13 protein-coding genes and 1 riboswitch are annotated in these 14,561 nt (G+C 68.2%); of the genes, 3 read left to right on the top strand and 10 right to left on the bottom strand.

The window, feature by feature from the left end; translation table 11 throughout:
• Window positions 1–12 precede the first annotated feature (12 nt).
• The 4 genes from AC07PA_RS13835 to AC07PA_RS13820 all read right to left on the bottom strand — a co-directional run bounded on the left by AC07PA_RS13835 (window position 13) and on the right by AC07PA_RS13820 (window position 4,427).
• Window positions 13–1,098 (bottom strand): phosphotransferase, encoded by a 1,086-nt coding sequence (locus tag AC07PA_RS13835; RefSeq protein WP_494608183.1) that lies wholly within the window; start codon window positions 1,096–1,098, stop codon window positions 13–15.
• A 114-nt stretch (window positions 1,099–1,212) separates the two neighbouring features.
• Window positions 1,213–1,932, bottom strand: coding sequence for a Crp/Fnr family transcriptional regulator (locus AC07PA_RS13830; protein ID WP_007857510.1), 720 nt, complete (start codon window positions 1,930–1,932; stop codon window positions 1,213–1,215).
• Between the two features lie 154 nt (window positions 1,933–2,086).
• Window positions 2,087–2,866 carry an oxepin-CoA hydrolase, alternative type gene (locus tag AC07PA_RS13825; RefSeq protein WP_494608181.1) on the bottom strand — a complete coding sequence of 260 codons (780 nt, stop codon included), beginning with the start codon at window positions 2,864–2,866 and terminating at the stop codon, window positions 2,087–2,089.
• A gap of 37 nt (window positions 2,867–2,903) precedes the next feature.
• Window positions 2,904–4,427 carry a 3-hydroxyacyl-CoA dehydrogenase gene (locus AC07PA_RS13820; protein WP_007857512.1) on the bottom strand — a complete coding sequence of 508 codons (1,524 nt, stop codon included), beginning with the start codon at window positions 4,425–4,427 and terminating at the stop codon, window positions 2,904–2,906.
• Between the two features lie 112 nt (window positions 4,428–4,539).
• Here AC07PA_RS13820 and AC07PA_RS13815 point away from each other — a divergent pair, with 112 nt between their 5' ends.
• Window positions 4,540–6,783 carry a type IV pilus assembly protein FimV gene (locus AC07PA_RS13815; RefSeq protein ID WP_494608291.1) on the top strand — a complete coding sequence of 748 codons (2,244 nt, stop codon included), beginning with the start codon at window positions 4,540–4,542 and terminating at the stop codon, window positions 6,781–6,783.
• Between the two features lie 87 nt (window positions 6,784–6,870).
• Here the strand turns inward: AC07PA_RS13815 and AC07PA_RS13810 are convergent, their stop codons facing one another.
• From AC07PA_RS13810 to AC07PA_RS13795, 4 genes are read right to left on the bottom strand one after another with little or no spacing between them, the layout of a single operon-like run.
• The gene (locus tag AC07PA_RS13810; RefSeq protein ID WP_494608178.1) at window positions 6,871–7,779 is read right to left on the bottom strand and encodes a thiamine phosphate synthase; all 909 of its coding nucleotides are present in this window, start codon (window positions 7,777–7,779) and stop codon (window positions 6,871–6,873) included.
• On the bottom strand, window positions 7,772–8,578 hold the full coding sequence (locus AC07PA_RS13805) for a thiazole synthase (protein ID WP_494608176.1): 807 nt from the start codon (window positions 8,576–8,578) through the stop codon (window positions 7,772–7,774). The genes AC07PA_RS13810 and AC07PA_RS13805 overlap by 8 nt, the downstream gene beginning before the upstream one ends.
• A 15-nt stretch (window positions 8,579–8,593) precedes the next feature.
• Window positions 8,594–8,791, bottom strand: coding sequence for a sulfur carrier protein ThiS (thiS, locus tag AC07PA_RS13800; RefSeq protein ID WP_007857516.1), 198 nt, complete (start codon window positions 8,789–8,791; stop codon window positions 8,594–8,596).
• Window positions 8,788–9,915, bottom strand: a complete 1,128-nt coding sequence (locus AC07PA_RS13795) for an FAD-dependent oxidoreductase (RefSeq protein ID WP_494608174.1) — start codon at window positions 9,913–9,915, stop codon at window positions 8,788–8,790. Before AC07PA_RS13795 ends, thiS begins: the two co-directional genes overlap by 4 nt.
• 235 nt (window positions 9,916–10,150) lie before the next feature.
• Here AC07PA_RS13795 and thiD point away from each other — a divergent pair, with 235 nt between their 5' ends.
• Window positions 10,151–11,014, top strand: a complete 864-nt coding sequence (gene thiD, locus AC07PA_RS13790) for a bifunctional hydroxymethylpyrimidine kinase/phosphomethylpyrimidine kinase (RefSeq protein ID WP_007857518.1) — start codon at window positions 10,151–10,153, stop codon at window positions 11,012–11,014.
• Window positions 11,015–11,026: 12 nt separating this feature from the next.
• Here thiD and AC07PA_RS13785 read toward each other — a convergent pair whose 3' ends face one another.
• Window positions 11,027–12,313: a purine-cytosine permease family protein gene (locus AC07PA_RS13785; protein WP_494608172.1), complete on the bottom strand. Its 1,287-nt coding sequence runs from the start codon at window positions 12,311–12,313 to the stop codon at window positions 11,027–11,029.
• A gap of 110 nt (window positions 12,314–12,423) precedes the next feature.
• Window positions 12,424–12,527: riboswitch (TPP riboswitch) on the bottom strand.
• 103 nt (window positions 12,528–12,630) lie between these two features.
• Complete coding sequence (locus AC07PA_RS13780; RefSeq protein WP_007855682.1) at window positions 12,631–13,194, bottom strand: TFIIB-type zinc ribbon-containing protein; 564 nt, start codon at window positions 13,192–13,194, stop codon at window positions 12,631–12,633.
• A 149-nt stretch (window positions 13,195–13,343) separates the two neighbouring features.
• Between AC07PA_RS13780 and AC07PA_RS13775 the strand changes: the two genes are divergently transcribed.
• Window positions 13,344–14,525: an esterase-like activity of phytase family protein gene (locus tag AC07PA_RS13775; protein WP_494608170.1), complete on the top strand. Its 1,182-nt coding sequence runs from the start codon at window positions 13,344–13,346 to the stop codon at window positions 14,523–14,525.
• Window positions 14,526–14,561: the final 36 nt, after the last annotated feature.

The following is a 14,561-nucleotide window of genomic DNA, read 5'->3' as shown; positions in this document are numbered from 1 at the left end:
ATCGGTGGGGGCTCAGCTGCGCTGGGCGAACGACCAGGCCAGTTGGGCCATGGGCCGTGCGGTATCGCCCGAGGCTTTGGCCTGGGCACTGGAGGCCGTGCCGGCCTCCACGCGCTTGGCAATGCCTTGCAGGATGGCGGCGATGCGGAACATGTTGTAGGCCATGTAGAAGTTCCAGTCGGCACGCAGCGCCTCGGGCGTGGTGATGCCGGTGCGCTCGCAGTACAGGCGGATATAGCTGTCCTCGTCGGGAATGCCCAGTGCCGCGATGTCCTGGCCCGCGATGCCGCGGCCCATGCCGGCGGGGATGTGCCAGCTCATGCAGTGGTAGCTGAAGTCGGCCAGCGGGTGGCCCAGGGTGGACAGCTCCCAGTCGAGCACGGCGATGACACGCGGCTCGGTGGGGTGGAACATCAGGTTGTCCAGGCGGTAGTCGCCATGCACGATGGAGACCTGGCTCTCGTCGCGCGCGCTGGCCGGCATGTGGGCCGGCAGCCATTCCATGAGTTGGTCCATCTCGGGGATGGGCTCTGTGATGGAGGCCACGTACTGCTTGCTCCAGCGGCCGATCTGGCGCTCGAAGTAGTTGCCGGGCTTGCCGTAGCTGGCCAGGCCACGCTCGGCGAACTTCACCGTGTGCAGCGCGGCGATCACGCGGTTCATCTCGTTGTAGATGTCGCCGCGCTCGGCGGGCGTCATGCCGGGCAGGGACTGGTCCCAGAGCACGCGGCCCTGCATGCACTCCATGATGTAGAAGGCGCGGCCGATCACCGACTCGTCCTCGCACAGCACGTGCATGCGCGGCACGGGCACGTCGGTGCCGGCCAGGCCACTCATCACCGCGAATTCGCGCTCTACCGCGTGGGCCGAGGGCAGCAGCTTGGCCACCGGGCCGGGCTTGGCGCGCATCACGTAGCTGGCCTTGGGCGTGACGAGCTTGTAGGTGGGGTTGGACTGCCCGCCCTTGAACATCTCCACGGTCATCGGGCCTTCGAAGCCCTGCATGTGGGTGGTCAGCCAGGCGGTGAGGGCGGCGACGTCGAAGGCGTGCTGCTCGGACACCGCACGGGTGCCGACGAAGTGGTCAAAATTGCTCATGTACTGGGGTTCCCCACGCGGGTTGCCGCGTGCTTGTCTCTGTCCACCGGCGGGCGCAGGTGGTGGTGTTCTTGTGCGGGGCGAGGGCCGTGCGGGCCCCCGCTGCGGCCCAATTCAGGTATCGGCGTCCGCAATGCGCATCAGCGCTTCGCGGTCGCGGATGACGAGGCCGCCCGGCTCGATGCGGATGGCGTCCTCGCGTTCCATCGACTTGAGTTCCTGGTTCACGCGCTGGCGCGAAGCGCCCAGCAACTGCGCCAGTTCTTCCTGCGCCAGTTGCAGGCCGATGCGCATCTCGCTGCCGTCCGACAGGCTGGGCACGCCGTAGCTGCGCACCAGGTGCACCAGCTGCTTGGCCAGGCGCGAGCGCAGGGGCAGGGTGTTGAGGTCTTCCACCAGCCCGAACAGCTGGCGTATGCGCCGTGCATGCAGGCGCAGCATGGCTTCGTAGAGCTCGGTGTGGGCGGCCAGGATCTTCTTGAAGTCGGCCTTGGCCACGCACAGGATGGTGGTGTCGCCATGCGCATAGGCATCGTGCGTGCGCCGGTCCCCGTCGAAGATCGCCACGTCGCCGAACCAGATGCCCGGCTCCACATAGGTCAGCGTGATCTGCTTGCCCGAGATGGAGGTGGAGCTCACCCGCACCGCCCCGCGCGCGCAGGCAATCCACTCCTCGGGAGGGTCCCCGCGGGCGGCTATGAGGCCGCCATCCTTGAAGCGTTTGACGTAGGCACATCGCAGGATGTCGTGGCGTAGAGAAGGTGAAAGGGATGAAAACCAGCGACCTGAGTTGATCGCTTCACGTTCTTCGATGGTAAGAATCGGGTCGTCCATGGCCTGTCTTTTGCGTGACTAGAAACAGGCCCATTGTCGCGTGAGGGACCGGCACGCTGCGTCAGGGTTGTCACCTGAGCGTCTTGCAGGCAGGCGCAGCAAAACAAACGGCCCTGTGAAAGGGCCGTGGTGATGAGCTGCTGCAGGCAAAGGGCTATTCGTAGTTCGGCGTGCGCTTTTCGAGGAAGGCCGAGATGCCCACACCGCCATTGGCATGGTGCAGGTTCTTCACGAAGTGGTCGCGCTCGCTGGCCAGGTGCCGGGTCAGGTTGTTGCCGGGCGCGTCGTTCAGGAGTTCCTTGATGCTGGCCAGCGCATTCGGTGCGCGGCCATTGAGGCGCTCGGCCAGGGCCAGGGCCACCTCGAGCGCGCTGCCCGGGTCGGCCAGCTGGTTGACCACGCCCAGGGCATGCAGGCGTTCGGCGGGGATGCGGTCGCCGCACATCAGGATCTCGGTGGCGACCTGGCGTGGCAAGGCCTGGGCCAGGCTCCAGCTGGCGCCGCCATCGGGCGACAGGGCCACGTTGCTGTAGGCCATGACGAACACCGCATTGCGCGCGGCCACCACCATGTCGCAGGCCAGGGCCAGCGAGAAGCCGGCGCCGGCGGCCGCGCCTTCCACCGCCGCGATGATGGGCTTGGGGTAGGTGCGCACCGCCTCGATCCAGTTGTGCAGGCCCTCGATGCTTTGTGCCTGCACCTCGGGCGCCTCCTGGCGGTTGGCCAGCAGGCGCTGCAGGTTGCCGCCGGCGCAGAACATGTTGTCCGAGCCCGTGATGACCACGCTGCGGATGTCGTCGCTGTTCTCGGCCACGCTCAGGGCCTCCACGCCAGCGGCGTAGATGGCGGGCTCGATGGCGTTGCGCCTCTCGGGGTTGTGGATGGTCAGCACCAGGGTCTTGCCCTGGCTGGTGCTCTTGAGTTCTGCGGGCATCGTGTCTCCGGGTCGCTTTTCTTTTCTGGACGGGGGCTCAGGCTTCTTCCACGTGGCTGAGGCTCAGGCCGATGGCACCGCGCCGGCGCAGCCAGGGGCTGGGGCGGTAGCGCGTGTCGCCGTACACGGTCTGCATGTTGAACAGCACTTCCAGGATGTTGGTCGGGCCCCAGCGGTCGCCCATGGCCAGTGGGCCCAGGGGGTAGCCCAGGCCCAGCGTCACAGCCGTTTCCAGATCCCGCGGGCTGCAGATGCCCTGCTGGCAGATGTCGCTGGCGATGTTGACGATGGTGGCCACCACGCGCTGGGTGACGAAGCCGCCGCTGTCGCGGATCACGCTGACCGGCTTGCCGTCGCGTGCGAACAGGGCGTGCGCGGCGTTGCGGATGTCCACGCGCGTGGCAGGGTTGGTGGCCAGCACGCGGCGCTTGGTGGCGGCTTCTTCCACCAGCATGTCGATGCCGATGGTGCGTGCCGGGTCCAGCCGCTCCACGACGGCCACCGTGGTCACGTCGAAACCGAGGGGTGCCACCAGGGTGATGGCCTGGGGCGAGGGGGAGGTACCGGTCTCGATGGTGGCGCCCAGGTCCTTGAGCAACTGGTACAGCTCGGCCCGCCGCGCAGCGCGCGGCGACACCCAGACGGGCGGGATCTCGGCGACCACGGGCACCGGGGGCTCGGCCGGCACCTGGGCCGCGCCGTTCTCGTAGCGGTAGAAGCCTTCACCGACCTTCTTGCCGACCACGCCGCCGGCCAGGCGCTGCGCCGTGATCACGCTGGGGCGGTAGCGCGGCTCGTCGTAGTACTGCTGGTAGATGGACTCCATCACCGGGTGCGAGACATCCAGCGCCGTGAGGTCCATGAGCTCGAAGGGGCCGAGCTTGAAGCCGACCTGGTCGCGCAGGATGCGGTCGATGGTGGCGAAGTCGGCCACGCCCTCGCCCACGATGCGCAGGGCCTCGGTGCCGTAGCCGCGACCGGCGTGGTTGACGATGAAGCCAGGGGTGTCCTGTGCCAGCACGGGCGTGTGGCCCATCTGTTTGGCGTAGTCGGACAGGGCGGTGCAGACGGCCGGCTCGGTCTTGAGCCCGGCAATCACCTCCACCACCTTCATGAGCGGCACGGGGTTGAAGAAGTGGAATCCCGCCAGGCGCCCGGGGCGCTGCATGCCGGCACCGATGGAGGTGACCGACAGGGACGAGGTGTTGGTGGCCAGCACCGTCTCGGCGCCCACGACCTTCTCGAGGTCGGCAAACAGGCTGCGCTTGACGTCCAGCCGCTCGACGATGGCTTCGACCACCAGATCGCAATGCGCCAGCCCGGCCGTATTGTCAACAATGTGCAATTGCGCAGACCAGGCGGCGGCCTGCTCTGCAGAAATGCGATTTTTTCCTACGAGTTTTTGCCACTGGTCGTGGATACTGTTCTGGGCGGCAAGGGCTGCGCCGGCCTGGGTGTCGAGCAGGAAGACCTGGCTGCCGGCCTGGGCGGCAATCTGCGCGATGCCGCGGCCCATGGCGCCCGAACCCACGATGCCGACGTTGAGAAACTGAATTTTCATAGCGCCATTATGGCTGTGGACATGCCCGCACACTTATGTGCAAGAATGGGACGCGCTCAAAACAGAATTTATTGTGAAACTCCGTAACACCATTTTGGGAGCTGGTTTGTGGGTGGTTGCCCTGGGCGCCTCGGCGCTTTCGCTGGGCAGCGGCCGGGGCGCCGTGGTGATCGGTTCGCCGGTCGATCTGAGCTTCGACATCCAGCCAGACCAGGGTTCTGACGTCGCATCGTCATGTATCGGAGCCACTCTTGTCGCGGGTGATACCCCTGTCAGCCCCGCCCGGGTGCGCGTGACACCCCAGGCCGAGTCGGCCGGGCGTGCAGCATCCGTCCGCGTGCAGACCTCCTCGGTCGTCGACGAGCCAGTTCTGACCGTCACGCTCACCGCTGGCTGTGCGGGCAAGGTGACGCGCAGCTATACCTTTCTGGCAGACCCGCCTGGGCGGGTTCCCCCTGTGGCAGCCGGGCAACTGCCGGTCGTGCCACCTGCGCTGGCGGGCGGCATCGGTGCCGGTGCATCGGGCTTGGCCAATGCCTCTTCCCCTTCTGACCGCGCTGCGGGCGGTGCCCCGGCCCGTGGCGCTGCGGAGGCGCCGGCCCGGTCGGCCCCTGCCAGGGCTGCCAGCGCTGCGCCGCGGGCCAGCGCCCCGGCATCTGCGGCCCCCCGTGCCAATGCGCGCGTGATGGCCAGTGCGCAGGCACCGGCGCCTGCAGCTGCCGGCCCGCGCCTGGTGCTGGAGCCACTGGACCTGTGGCTGGAAAGTCCGGTGGCCCTGCGGGCCACGACCCAGCTGCTGTCCACCCCGGCGGAGGATTCGTCGCCCCTGCGCGCCGAGGCGGCCGCTGCCTGGAAGGCCCTGAACGCCACGCCCGAAAGCCTGGCGCAGGACGCCGAGCGCCTGCGCGTGCTGGAGGCCGAGGCCAAGGCCGTGAAGGCGGGCTCGGCCCAGCAGCTCGCTGCCACGCAGCAATTGCAGCAGCAGCTCGACGAGGCGCAGGAGCGCTTTCCGGCCACGGTCGTGTATGTGCTGGGGGCCTTGCTGGCACTCGCATTGGGCCTGCTGGCCTGGGTGTGGCAGCGTGCAAGCCGCCAGGCCGTTCTGTCCGAGAAGTCGTGGCGCGAGTCGGTCAAGGTCAGCGCGGTCGATTCCAGCGCCCCCACGGCAGGGCAGGTCGATCCCGGTTGGGAACCGCTCGAAACCCTGCCTGTCCCATCGGTGAAGGGCGATCTGCTGGCACCGTCCGGCAGTGCCGCACTGTTCAAGGATGTCAAGACAGCGTCCGCGCCGGCGCCGCTGTATGCCGCGCCCACGGCGGTGGCTGCAGCCGCGGCCGTCCGGCTGCCGGTGCAGGCCAAGGCGGCAGCCCCCGCCGCCGAGCCGGCACGGGCCCTGAAGATCGTCAACCCCGACGACGTGTTCGACATCCAGCAGCAGGCCGAGTTCTTTGTCTCGGTAGGCGAGCACAACCAGGCGGTGGAGGTGCTGCGCAAGCACATCGTGGACCACAAGGAAACCACGCCCGTGGCCTACCTGGAGCTGCTGCGCCTGTTCCACACCCTGAGCCGCGCCGAAGACTTCATGCAGCTGCGCTCGCAGTTCATGCGCTACTTCAACGCCAAGGTGCCCGAGTTCTCGGCCTTCAACCGCCAGGGCCGTCCGCTGGACCGTTACCCCGACGCACTGGCCGAGATCGAGGCCGAGTGGAGCTCGCCAGCCGTGCTGCACACGCTGGACAAGTTCCTGTTCCACCGTGCAGGCAACCAGGCGGCCGAGCCCTTCGATCTGGCTGCCTACGACGACCTGCTGCTGCTGCTGGGCATCGCGCAGACCACGCCGCCGAGCATGCGGGGAGCGCCGCCACCGCGCAAGCGCACCACGCCCACGGAGGTTTCTTTCGAAGCCGCCGCCGAGAAGGGCCTGAACTTTCTCATGCCGCTGGAAAATACGGAGCCCGATTTCCCGCTCGACTCGCTGGCCGCCAGCCTGGAGTTCGACTTCGGTGGTGCCCCGGCATCGTCTGCGCCCGCGCCGATGGCGCGGCAGTCCGGTCCTGCCGAGCTGACCCTGGAGCCCGCTTCGGGCATGGCACCCATCGGCGGGGTTTCCTCGGCACCAGCCCCGCTGACCTCGGCGCAGCCGCGCAATCCACCGGCCACCTATACCAAGTCGTCGGTGAGCCTGGACGTGGACCTGTCGGAGCCCCTGCACCTGACGCTGAGCGACCTGCCGCCTGTGCCGGTCACGCCCCCACCGCCAGCCGGCCAGGCAGTGGGCTTCGGTGCGGAGAACGACCTCATGGAGCTGCGCCTGGAGCTGGAGCAGCGCCAGGACGACAACCAACGCAAGAAGTAAAAAAACAGGCCTCCGGGGCCTGTTTTCTTGTGGGGTCGCTTGCCGGCTTCCGGTGTGTTGCGACGCTTGTTTGCGTTGCCGGCGCCTTCAGGGGCGCTGCATGGCCTGCATCAGCGCCGCGGCCGCCGCCTCGGGGTCGGGCGCATTGAACAGCGCACGCACCACGGCGATCGAGCCCACGCCCGTGGCCAGCACCTCGGGGAACTGCGCCTGCCCGATGCCCCCGATCGCCACCTGCGGGTAGCTGCGCAGCAGCCGCGCATAGCCGTGCAGCCGGCCCACACCCTGTGGTGCGGTGGCCATCTTCTTGAGCGTGGTGGGGAACACGGCGCCCATGGCGATGTAGCTCGGGCCCACGGCATCGGCACGCAGCATCTCGGCATAGCCATGGGTGCTCACGCCCAGGCGAATGCCCGATGTGCGCAAGGTCTGCAGGTCGGCCGCGCTCAGTGCGTCCAGGTCTTCCTGCCCCAGGTGCACGCCGTAGGCGCCGGCATTGATCGCGGCGCGCCAGTGGTCGTTGATGAACAGCAGGGCGTCGGTGTCCTGCACCGCCTGCACGGCGGCGTTGACCTCGCGCTCGATGGCGGCCGGGTCGTCCGACTTGAAGCGCAATTGCACCGTGGGCACGCCTGCGCGGGCCATGCGGCCGACCCAGGCGGCATCGGGCAACACGGCGTACAGGCCCAACGCATCGGGGCCGGTGGCAAAGGCCTGCGCGCGCGGCAGGCCCTGCAGGCCGAAGTCGGCGGGCTCGTCGGGCCAGGCCTCGGGGTTCACGGCGCCGGTGCGTACGGTACGGGCCTGCCAGGCGCGGGCGATGCACTCGGCATCGTGGGCGATGAAGCCCAGGGTGCTCGCCGCCTGCAGCGCCGCCAGGTAGGCGGGCTCGCCGGAGGTGGGCGTGGGCACGGGTTGCGGCGCGAAGCCTGCAAACGTGGCGGCATGGTGCGCCACGATGGCCTTGGCCAGTTCGGTGGGGGCGGTATCAGGCATGGTCGTCGTGGTGCCAGAAGGGGGTGCCCAGCACGGGGGTGCTGGGCTGGGCGGCGTCCTGCGCCGACATGGCACCGGCCAGGCGTGCCGTGCGGCCAGCGTGCACGGCATTGGCAAAGGCGCCGGCCATGGCCACGGGGTCCTGGGCCAGGGCCACGGCGGTGTTGAGCAGCACGCCATCGTAGCCCCACTCCATCACCTGGCAGGCATGCGAGGGCAGGCCCAGGCCGGCGTCCACCAGCATGGGCACTTTCAGCCGCTCGCGCAGCATCTGCAGTGCATAGGGGTTCACCGGGCCGCGGCCGGTGCCGATGGGGGCGGCCCAGGGCATCACGGCCTGGCAGCCCACGTCCACCAGGCGCTGGCAGAGCACGAAATCCTCGGTGCAGTAGGGCAGCACCTGGAAGCCTTCTTTGATGAGGTGCTCGGCCGCACCCACCAGATTCAGCGTGTCGGGCTGCAGGGTGTAGTCGTCGCCGATCAGTTCGAGCTTGATCCACGGCGTGTTGAACACCTCGCGTGCCATCTGCGCGGTGGTGATGGCCTCCTGCACGCTGTGGCAGCCCGCGGTGTTGGGCAGCACGGGTACGTCCAGGCGGCGCAGCAGCTCCCAGAAGCTGCTGCCCGACTCAGCCGGGTTGCTGCCCTGGCGGCGCAGCGAGGCCGTGACCATGGCGGGGCGCGAGGTCTTTACCGCAGCCTCCAGCACTGCTGGCGACGGGTAGCGCGAGGTGCCCAGCAGCAGGCGGCTGGCGAAGGTCTGGCCGTACAGGACCAGGGGATCGTTGGGTGTGGTCATGGTGATGGGAGGGGTTCAGCCGCCGGTGACGGGGGAAATGACTTCGACCTTGTCACCCGGGTTCAAGGCTTGCGCCGCATAGCGGCTGTTGGGCACGAAGATGGTGTTCACGGCCACGGCAAAGGGCGGGCGCGCGGCGATGGCGGCCACTGCGGCGGCGACGGTGGCGCCCTCGGGCAGCTCGTGCGGGATCTGGTTGATGGAAACGTTCATGGCGATAGGGCGGCCGCAGCCTCGTGGGGCTGTTGCAGCAACTGCAGGTTCAAATCGAATCGGGGGGCGAGGGCGGACCGGCCCGTGCCCAGCACTTCCATCACCACGTCCAGCATGGCCGGCGCGATCATGAAGCCGTGGCGGTACAGGCCGTTGACTTCGAGCACCCCCGGGCGCTGCTGGCGGATGGCGGGCAGGTTGTCCGGCAGGGTGGGGCGGCACTGGGTGGCCACCTCCACGATGCGCGCCTCGGCAAAGCCGCTGTGCACGGCGTAGGCGGCGCTCAGCAGTTCCAGGGTGGAACGCACGCTCGCGGGCGAGAGGTCGTCGGACTCGATCTCGGTCGCGCCGATCACGAAGAGATGGTCTTCCTTGGGCGCGATGTAGATCGGGTAGCGCGGGTGCACCAGGCGCGTGGGGCGCTGCAGCGTGACCTCGGGTGCATGCACACGCACCACCTCGCCGCGCACGCCGCGCAGCGCGCGCCACGGGTCGCGCGCACCCAGGCCGCGGCAGTCCAGCACCCAGTCGGGCTGGCCCGGCTCGCCGGGGGCAAAAGCATCGGGGTGGCGCGGCGCATGCCAGTGCGTGCGCACACCCAGGCGCTGCATCTCGTGCAGCAGGGCGGCCAGCAACTGGCGGTTGTCGAGCTGGCCTTCTCCAGGCAGGTAAAGGCCCTTGGTGAAGCGCCCGGCCAGGGCCGGCTCCACCGTGGCCAGGCCCGTGCCGTCAAGCACCTGCAGCGCTGGCAGATCGGGGATGGCCCGGTGGTTGGTCTGCAACTGGAGGGTGAGGCGCTGGGCCTCGGCCGCATCCTGCCGGTGCCAGACGATGAGCGTGCCTTCCTGCTGGAAGAACACCGGTTGTGCCAACTGCGAAAGCAGTTGTGGCCAGCGCACCAGGGCGTGCTGGCCCATGCGCACCACGCCCGGTTCGGTCACCGCCGACTCCGCCAGCGGCGCCAGCATGGCGGCGGCCACCGTGGCGGCTGACTGCTCGGCCGCAGGGCCCGCGGCGTCGTAGATGTCCACGGCGTGGCCCTGGCGCGCCAGTTCGACGGCCAGCAGCCGGCCCATGAGGCCTGCGCCCAGAATGGCAAACGACGAGGAGGAAGAAAGGGTCATGCGTCCAGCTGTGCAACAACAGGTGGACAAAACGGGATGGCTGCTTACCGTCGCTGTGGAAACTCCCCACGCCAGCATGACCTGGATCGGGTAGCGGGGCCGCACGCAGCCCCAGGGTATTTTCTCAGTCGCACGCCGTATCGGCGGGACACCCCTGTTTCGTCCGTGAACCGCAATTACAGCACATTGCCCCTGCCGTTGGCTGACCCAGGTCATAAGGGATAATTTCGGCCCTATGACTTCAGCCCCTTCCAACGCGGCCGCAGGGCCCTCCACGGCCCCGCGCTATGCGCGCGTGCTCTCGATCGCCGGCTCCGACAGCGGGGGCGGCGCAGGCATCCAGGCCGACCTCAAGACCTTTGCCGCGCTGGGCTGCTACGGCATGACGGCCATCACCGCCATCACCGCGCAGAACACCCGGGGTGTGACGGGCATCCACGGCATTCCGCCCGAAATGCTCAAGGCCCAGATCGACGCCGTGGTGCAGGACATTGGCGTCGATGCGGTGAAGATCGGCATGCTGCATTCGCCCGAGGTGGTGCACGTGGTCGCCAACGCCATCCGCGAGTACCGGCTGCCCCACGTGGTGCTCGACCCGGTGATGGTGGCCACCAGCGGCGACCGCCTGATCGCGCAGGAGACGGTCGGTGTGCTGGTGCGGGAGCTGTTCCCGCTGGCCGAGGTGATCACGCCCAACCTCGACGAGGCCGGCTGGCTGCTGGGCCGCACCCTGGCGGGCATGGATGACCTGGAGCAGGCCGCGCAGGATCTGCTGGGCCTGGGTGCACGCGCCGCGCTGCTCAAGGGCGGTCACCTGCCCGGCGACTGGGTGGTGGATGTGCTGGCCACGGCGCCCGGCCAGGCCGGTCACCGCCTGCAGTCGGCCCGCATCGCCACGCACAATGGCCATGGCACGGGCTGCACGCTGTCGTCCGCCATCGCCGCGCACCTGGCCCTGGGCCAGCCGCTGCAGCAGGCGGTGGAAAGCGCCCGCGCCTACATCCTGGGCGCGATCGCCGCGGGTGCCCAGGTGGTCACCGGTGGCGGCCATGGCCCGCTGAACCATGGCTATGCGCCGGTGGCGCAGCGGGTTTTCTGATCGATCAACCAGTCAGGCTTTGGGTCGTGTTGCCCAGGCCAGAGCGAAGCTGAACACCAGCGCCGGCAGCGCCGATCCCGCGCCCGGCAGCACCAGCGGCGCCACATGGTAGACCGCGATGCCCACCAGCCAGATGGCCACGGGCAGCCAATGGACCTGTGCCGCGCGCTGCAGCAGCGCCGGGGCATCGGTGCCAAAGGCCAGGCGGCCGAGGATCACGCCGAACAGGGGCACGAACACCGAGCTGAGCAGTAGCAGGAAGGGCTCCAGGCTGTGCATGGGCAGCACCAGCGCCAGCGCGGTGCAGCCTGCCGCCATCACGATGCCCCAGCGGCGCACGCCCCAGCGCGGCAGCAGGCTGTGGGCCGACACGGCGCCCGAATAGGCATCGCCGTAGGCGTTGTCTACCTCGTCGATCAGGATCAGCGACAGTGCGATCAGCCCGCCCTGGGCCAGCAGCAGGGCCTGCACCAGGTCCTTGCTCGGCAGGGTCAGCGCCACCAGCACGCCGAGCGTGTAGCACCACATGTTGGCCAGCGCGTAACCCAGCCAGGTGCCGCGCAGCGCCGATCCACCGTGCTTGCCGTGGCGCGCATAGTCGGCCACCAGAGGCAGCCACGAGATGGGCATGGCGATCACCAGGTCCAGCGCAGGCAGCACGCCCATGCCGCCGGCGCCGGGGCGGTTCCACAGCTGATCGAAGCCCTGGGCGTGGGCCAGCGAGAGGAACTGCCAGCTCAGCCACAGCAGCGACAGCACCACCAGTGGCAAGGCCACGCGCGCAATCAGCTTGCGCACCAGCTGCACCATGGATGCGCTGATCAGCAGCATCACCACACCGCCCCACAGCAGCGTGGCCAGCACCGGCCACTGGCTGCCTGCCATGCTGCCCGACTGGCGGCCGATGGCGACCGTGGCCTCGCCCATCACCACCAGCTCGAACGTGCCCCAGCCCACGAGCTGCACGATGTTGAGAATGATGGGCAGGCTGGCAAAGGTGCGGCCATAGACCGCATGCATCAGACCCGCGCTCGCCAGCCCGCTGTCGCAGCCCAGCTTGGCCACCCAGCCGAGCAGGCCCGCACCCACGATGGAGCCGGCGACGATGGCGATCAGCGCCTCCTTGGTGCCCAGCGCCGGCATGAGGTAGCTGCCCACCTGCATGACCAAGAGGCCCACGCCCAGGCTGAACCAGAGCGAGGCATGGTCATGCCACTGGAAGACGCGGCGGTCAGGGCTGACCGGCGCCAGCGCCTCGTTGGCGGGCGCGGCGGTGCTTGCGGGAAGATGGGCTGACATGGCGGTTGGGCTCTCCGTTCAATCAATGGACGACAGAGCAGGGTCGGCAGCGTACTGGCTGGACCCCAACGCACCAGCCCCAGTGCACAGGGAGCGGAGCGCCAGGTTATGGCGTATGCGGACTGCTTCCCTGCGCGAGGATGATCTCAATCAGGTTCAAAGGGACTCTCTCAGTCGGAGCTGCTTGCGCAGGCCGACACCCCTAGCGAAGGCGGATTCTATCTCCGGGTTGCAACCGGGCGTAAAAAGGCCCGCGCGAGGCGGGCCTGGATGCGAGGTAGAAGGCGGTCAACCATGTCGGCCGTGCTGCGCCACCGTCAGGTCTGCGGAGCATCCAGAACGGCACGGCTCAAACCGATGTCTTCCTCAATCTGGGCGATTCGGGCATCGATTTCCGCCAAGGGCTGTTGGATGTCGACGCGGGTGGGCGCCTTGATCGAATAATAGACTGCCAGGGGCGTGCCCAGACTGACCATGGCCCAGACGAACAAGGATTCACCCTCCCTGATGTGCCTGCCGAAAAGGCCAACGACCATGGGAAACAGCAATGCTGCAGCCAGGAACGCGATCGAAGCAATGCTGCTGCGGTGGGCGTTGGCTTTTGCAAACTGCGCGTTCGCCGTGTGGATCAACGCAGCCCTGCCCGCCTGGGCTTCGCCGAGTTCACGGTCCAGCCGCACCAGGGCGAGCTCTGCCGCTGTTCGGTCGGTGCCCCGTTGCACGGCCTTGATTGCGGTCTCCACCTTTCGCAACCAGACGATGCCTCCGGAGCGCTCCACGATCTGCTCGGTCCCACAGTAGCTGCAGGCAAAGCGTTCCAGGTCCTCTCCGATTTGCAGGGGGGCAGAGCAGTTGGCGCACGAAAGTTTCAACAGCGGCACAAGGTGTCCTTGGAAATAGCCAGAAAATTTACCATCACTTGCGTGCCTTGCGGCATCCGGGTGCCTGCATCTCGCGCCACGGGCCGGTCTCCGTTCTGTCACATGCGCTCCCTAGACTCCCCCGCTTTACTCACGAGGGGAAAACCACAATGACAGTTCTTCGCAGTCTCTGGACGCTGGGCGCCGTGTGCGCCGCCACCGCACTGCTCGCCGCCTGTGGCGGCAGCGATGACAACAATGGCGAGCGCTCGGTCGGCTCGCTGCGCCTCATCGGCCAGCAGGTGCTGCCGCGCCGCATGGAGTACCAGGGCACGGTGGTGGGCGGCATCTCGGGCATCGACTACGACGACAAGAGCAACCAGTTCATCCTTCTGTCGGACGACCGCACCACGACCGACTCGGCCAATGCGCCGCGCATGTACACCGTGCGCCTGAACTACGACACCAGCAGCTTCAGCGGTGTGCAGTTCCTGTCGACTTTCAGCATGAAGCAGCCCAATGGTGCGGTGTACCCCAAGGTGCCCGATCCGCTGGTGGCCGACCCCGAATCGGTGCGCATCGACCGCGCCACGGGCAACTACGTCTGGGTCAGCGAGGGCGACCGCACGCTGGCCTCGGGCACGACCGCTGCGCGCATCATCGACCCCTTCATCCGCGAGATCCGCCCGGACGGCACCCATGTGCGCGAGTACCAGATCCCCGCGATGTTCCGCATGTCGGCCGACAACACCGGCCCGCGCGGCAACCTGGCCTTCGAAGGCATCGCCTTCACGCCCGACAACAGCCGCGCCGCCGTGCTGATGGAAGGCGCACTGCTGCAGGATGGCCCGGCATCGACCACCACCGCCGGCAGCGTCTCGCGCATCACGATGTTCGACCGCAGCACCGGTGCCGCCGTGGCGCAGTACGCCTACCCCGTGGACAAGGTGCAGGCCGTGCCGGTGCCTGCGGACCAGTTCACGGTCAGCGGCGCCACCGAAATCCTGGCCATGAGTGCCACGCGCTTCCTGGTGCTGGAGCGCAGCTTCTCGGTGGGCGTGGTGGGCAACCAGGCGCGCCTGTACGAGATCAACACCGCCAATGCCACCAATGTGCTGGCCACGTCCGCCCTGGCCGGCGCCAGCTACACGCCCGTCACCAAGCGCCTGGTGCTCGACTTCGAGACCTTGAAGGCCCAGCTCGGCGGCATTGCCAACCTGGAGGGCATCACCTTCGGCCCCAAACTGGCCAACGGCCGCGACTCGCTGGTGGTGGTGGCCGACGACAACTTCCCGACAGCCGACTCGACCACCGACCGCAACCAGTACCTGGTGTTCGAAGTGCTTCCTTGATCTCGGTCATTGCCGATGGCAATGTGAATCCATGGC

The sequence above is a fragment of the Acidovorax sp. GW821-FHT09B03 genome (genome assembly GCF_059418305.1).
This window is presented reverse-complemented; position numbering and strand designations above follow the sequence as displayed.

Coding starts and splice junctions, on each gene's coding strand:
- AC07PA_RS13805 (WP_494608176.1), bottom strand. CDS start 8,578: ATGACCACACCCAACGATCCCCTGGTCCTGTACGGCCAGACCTTCGCC.
- AC07PA_RS13775 (WP_494608170.1), top strand. CDS start 13,344: ATGACAGTTCTTCGCAGTCTCTGGACGCTGGGCGCCGTGTGCGCCGCC.
- AC07PA_RS13795 (WP_494608174.1), bottom strand. CDS start 9,915: ATGACCCTTTCTTCCTCCTCGTCGTTTGCCATTCTGGGCGCAGGCCTC.
- thiS (WP_007857516.1), bottom strand. CDS start 8,791: ATGAACGTTTCCATCAACCAGATCCCGCACGAGCTGCCCGAGGGCGCC.
- AC07PA_RS13830 (WP_007857510.1), bottom strand. CDS start 1,932: ATGGACGACCCGATTCTTACCATCGAAGAACGTGAAGCGATCAACTCA.
- AC07PA_RS13810 (WP_494608178.1), bottom strand. CDS start 7,779: ATGCCTGATACCGCCCCCACCGAACTGGCCAAGGCCATCGTGGCGCAC.
- AC07PA_RS13835 (WP_494608183.1), bottom strand. CDS start 1,098: ATGAGCAATTTTGACCACTTCGTCGGCACCCGTGCGGTGTCCGAGCAG.
- AC07PA_RS13825 (WP_494608181.1), bottom strand. CDS start 2,866: ATGCCCGCAGAACTCAAGAGCACCAGCCAGGGCAAGACCCTGGTGCTG.
- AC07PA_RS13820 (WP_007857512.1), bottom strand. CDS start 4,427: ATGAAAATTCAGTTTCTCAACGTCGGCATCGTGGGTTCGGGCGCCATG.
- AC07PA_RS13785 (WP_494608172.1), bottom strand. CDS start 12,313: ATGTCAGCCCATCTTCCCGCAAGCACCGCCGCGCCCGCCAACGAGGCG.
- thiD (WP_007857518.1), top strand. CDS start 10,151: ATGACTTCAGCCCCTTCCAACGCGGCCGCAGGGCCCTCCACGGCCCCG.